Origin of the sequence: Variovorax sp. E3 (assembly GCF_016082275.1) — a bacterium.
Classification (GTDB): domain Bacteria; phylum Pseudomonadota; class Gammaproteobacteria; order Burkholderiales; family Burkholderiaceae_C; genus Variovorax.
This window is the reverse complement of record NZ_MOWM01000289.1, coordinates 1-3,927: the sequence shown is the minus strand read 5'-3', so window position 1 is coordinate 3,927 and position 3,927 is coordinate 1. Positions and strand designations below refer to the sequence as shown.

Here is a 3,927-nt window from a genome sequence, read left to right as displayed (position 1 = left end):
TGTTCAGCGCGATGCGGCTGCCGTCGGCCAGCGCGATGTCGCGGCGCTCGCCGGTGGCGGTGCGGTATTCGGCGCCCAGCGTCTGCCACGGCACCGCGCGGTAGCCGACCCACGCCGCCGCCGGCGCGCCCAGCAGCACCGCGAAGGTTTGCAGCAGTGCGCGGCGGTTGGCGGCGGTGCGGCGGCGGTCGAGCACGGGCATGCCCACGGCCGGCGGCACCGCGCCGAACTTGCGGCTGAGTTGCTCGGCGCTGCGCCACACGCGCTGGTGGTCGGGGCTCTGGTTGCGCCACTGCTCGCAGCGCCGCGCGTCGGCCTCCGAGAAACGGCCCGCGTGCATGCGCGCGAGCCATTGCGCGGCTTCGTCCACCAGGCGCGGATCGACGGCGCCCGCGCTCATGCCTGCCCGGCCAGCATCAGCCGCAGGCACTGCGAAAAGCCCTGCGCCATGTAGCGCGTCACGGTGCGCACGCTGACCTGCAGCCGCGCGGCGATGTCGTCGTAAGAAAGCCCTTCGAGCTGGGACAGCAGGAACGCGGTGCGCGCGCGCGGCGGCAACTCGTCGAGCAGGGCATCGAGCTCGTGCAGCGTTTCCAGCAGGATCGCGCGCTCCTCCACCGACGGCGCCGTGGCCTCGGGCAGCAGCGCGAGCGACGCGCAGTAGGCGCGCTCCAGCGACTGGCGCTGGCCGTGGTTGATCACCAGCCGCCGGGCCACGGTGGTCAGGTAGGCGCGCGGTTCGCGCAGCGTGGAAAGCGCGGGAATGGCGTCGGCGCGCAGCCCGACGAGCACGCGCATGAAGGTGTCGTGCGCGATGTCGGCGGCGTCGAAGCTGTTGCCCAGCTTGCCGCGCAGCCAGCCGGAGAGCCACCCGTGGTGGTCGCTGTAGAGGCTTGAACCTGCTGCTGCAAGGCAGGCTCGCCGGCAACCATCGATGCCTGTTTGGGGTTCAACGCGCGGCTCTGAGTACAAATAAGAATCTTTCTCATTGTATCGCCAGCGGCGCCCGAGCCCCTCTTCCGGGGCGCCTTTCTCCCGCGCCCGCGTGCGGTTCAGTCGCCGGTGCGCGGCAGCGCGAACGCCAGCGTGGCTTCGAGCCCGTCCTCGTCGGCCTCGCGGCGGTCGGCGCGCGGCCGCGTGAGCGACACGGCCAGCACGTTGAGCCCGCCGCTGCCCAGCACGACCGTGGCGCGCCCGGTGCGGTCGGTCTTCACGCGCGGGCCCGCCACGTTGCCGATGAAGTCGCCGATCACCATCGCGCCCGCCACGGGCTGCCCGTTCGACAGCACGCGCACCGCCAGCCGCTGGCCGCGGCGCAGCGCCATCGGGTCGGCCAGCGGCACGATCTCCAGTGCCGTGCCGAGCGGCTTGAACGGCATGGCCACGGGCTTGAGCAGCGTCGTGCCGTACTTCATGTAGTGGCCGGCCTTGCGCGCACCGGGCACCTGCACGCGCGAGCCGCTGACCCACTTGCCGTCGGCGCCCTGCGACCAGAAGCCGTCTTCCACCGCCACCGCGAGCACGGCGGCATCGGCCGCCGGCTCGACCACGAGGTTGCGCTGGCGCGGCTGCAGCGTGACCTGCGCGGGCGCGCCGGCGGCCGTGAAGGCCTTCACCTCGCGCACCTGCGTCGGCTCGTAGCTTTCGTCGAGCGCGCCTTCGCCGAGCACCAGCGCCAGTTCGCTCGCGCGCTGCGTGACCCACACGCCGTGCGCGCAAGCGGCGGCGCCGCCGAGGCCCGCCAGCAGCAGCAAACAGGCCGCGCGTGCCAGGCGCGTGAATGGACGGGAGGGAATGTTGTTCATGCGTGCCGCCTGCATCAGAAGTTCATCGTCATCGCCAGCCGCACGATGCGCGGGTTGCCCTGCGTCACGCCGCCGTAGTTGACCGAGCTCCAGTAGCGCCGGTTGGTGACGTTCTCGATCGACAGGCGGATCACCGACGGCGTGCCCGCCAGCCTCGTCGCGTAGGCGGCGCCCAGGTCCCAGCGCGTGAAGCTCGGCACGATCATGGTGTTGGCGCGGTCCAGCGGCCGGCTGCCCACGTGATAGACCCCGGTGTTGACCGACAGCCCCGGCACCGACGACAGCCGGTAGTCGAGGAACACGTTGGCCTGGAAGCGCGCCACGTTGCTGGGCCGGCGGCCTTCCAGCGCCGCGTCGCCGGTGTCGCGCTGTTCGGCGTCGAGCCAGGCCACGCCCGCGATGCCGCTCAGTTGCGAGGTGATGCCGCCGTTGGCCGTGAACTCCACGCCGCGATGGCGCTGCCGCCCCTGCTGGCGAAAGATGTTGTCGGACGGGGTCACGGCCTGCAGCGGCTTGTCCATGTCGAACACGGCGGCGGTGAGCATGAGGTCGTCGCGCACCCGGCTCTTCACGCCGACTTCGTACTGCCGGCTCTTGATGGGGCCGAGCTTCTGCAATGCGTTGTCGGCATAGCTGGGCGCGTAGGCGCCCTGCTCGAAGCCTTCGCCGTAGGTGGCGTAGACGGTGGTGCGCTCCGTCGGCTTGTAGATGGCGCTGAGCGTGGGCACGGTGACGCGCGTGCTGTAGCCGGGCGTGCCGTCGTACTTGCTGCCGATGTCGCTGCTGTAGTCGATGTAGCGCGCGCCAAGCAGCAGTTGCCACTGCGGCGTGAAGCTCAGCGTGTCGCTCACGAACACGCTGCTCTGCCGCGCCGTGCTCGACGGCAGGTGCGTGTCGTCGGGCAGGTTGGGCTGCAGGTACGGCAGCGGCCGGTACACGTTGCCGATCAGTTGGGGAAAGCGCAGGTAGTCGCCGTCGGGCGAGCCCAGGCGCGAGTACGAATAGCCGATGACGGCCTCGTGCCCGACCGGGCCGGTGCTGAAGCGCCCGGTCGCGAACAGCTGGCCGGCGGCCGTGGGGTACGGCTCGCCTTCGTAGCGCGTGTTGCCCTTGAGCACGTCGCCGTTCGGCGCCACCTGCGAGGCGTTGAAGAACAGCGCATTGCGCTTGCTGCGGCTGAAGCCCAGTTGCGCGGTCAGGTCCCACTGGCTGTTGAGCGCGTAGTCCAGCCGCGCGCCGATGTTCCAGGCGTCGGTCTTGTACTGGCCCCAGGGCTGGCCCACCAGCGTGCGCGGGTCGAAGCTTCGCGCGGGCACCACGGTGCCGTCGCTGCGCGGGCCGATCATGCCGCTGGCGGCCAGCGACTTCTTCTGCCAGTCGAAGTCCAGCTGCAGCAGCGCGTCGCGGTTGATCTTGATGTCGACCGCGCCGCTCAGGAAGTCGCGCTTCAGGTCGCCGAAGTGGGTGAAGTCGCCGACCTTCTCGGTGGCCGCGTTGAGGCGGTAGCCCACGGTGCCGGACGCGTCCAGCGGGCCGCCCGCGTCGACCGCGGCGTAGCGCCCGCCGTAGCTGCGCACTTCGGCCGTGACGCTGGCGAAGCGCTCGCGCGTGGGCCGCTTGATCACGTAGTTGACGATGCCGCTGGGCTCGCCCACGCCGTACAGGAAGCCCGACAGGCCCTTGAGCACGTCGACGCGCTCCTTGTTCTCCAGCGGCACGTCGCTGTAGATGTTGGCCAGCAGGCCGTCGCGCCGCACGTTGTTGAAGGAGTTGGCGGCAAAGCCGCGCACGGCCACGCCGTCGAACGACGAAAAGCCCGAGGTCGGCGTGACCGAGGGGTCGTTGCGCAGCACGTCCAGCGCGGTGCGCGCGCGCTGGGTCTCGATGGTGTCGACGGTGTAGGAGCCCACGGCAAACGGCAGGTCCTGCAGCGAACGCACGCCGAGCGCGCCGGCGTTGACGTCCTGCACGTCGTAGAGCTTCTCGCGCTGCGCGCTGACGATCACGGGCGCGAGCGTGGCGCCGGTGGTTTCGGCAGGCGGCGAAGGCGGCGCGACGGCGCGGCTTTCAGCGGCGGCGGCCGCATTCGCTCCGCGGCGCAGTCGCCAGCCGCCGCCGGCGC

4 protein-coding genes are annotated in these 3,927 nt (G+C 71.2%); all 4 read right to left on the bottom strand.

Annotated features, from left to right (window positions below; genetic code table 11):
• On the bottom strand, positions 1 to 400 hold a 400-nt coding region (locus BMG07_RS40070; RefSeq protein WP_198089124.1), incomplete at its 3' end, for a DUF4880 domain-containing protein.
• Complete coding sequence (locus BMG07_RS40065) at positions 397 to 936, bottom strand: sigma-70 family RNA polymerase sigma factor (RefSeq protein ID WP_198089125.1); 540 nt, start codon at positions 934 to 936, stop codon at positions 397 to 399. The genes BMG07_RS40065 and BMG07_RS40070, both read right to left, overlap by 4 nt.
• A 116-nt stretch (positions 937 to 1,052) precedes the next feature.
• Positions 1,053 to 1,805: a DUF4198 domain-containing protein gene (locus tag BMG07_RS40060; RefSeq protein ID WP_198089123.1), complete on the bottom strand. Its 753-nt coding sequence runs from the start codon at positions 1,803 to 1,805 to the stop codon at positions 1,053 to 1,055.
• A 14-nt stretch (positions 1,806 to 1,819) separates the two neighbouring features.
• On the bottom strand, positions 1,820 to 3,927 hold a 2,108-nt coding region (locus BMG07_RS40055), incomplete at its 5' end, for a TonB-dependent siderophore receptor (protein ID WP_198089122.1).

Excerpts from the sequence above, each read along its gene's own strand:
- BMG07_RS40060 (WP_198089123.1), bottom strand. The coding sequence starts at position 1,805 with ATGAACAACATTCCCTCCCGTCCATTCACGCGCCTGGCACGCGCGGCC.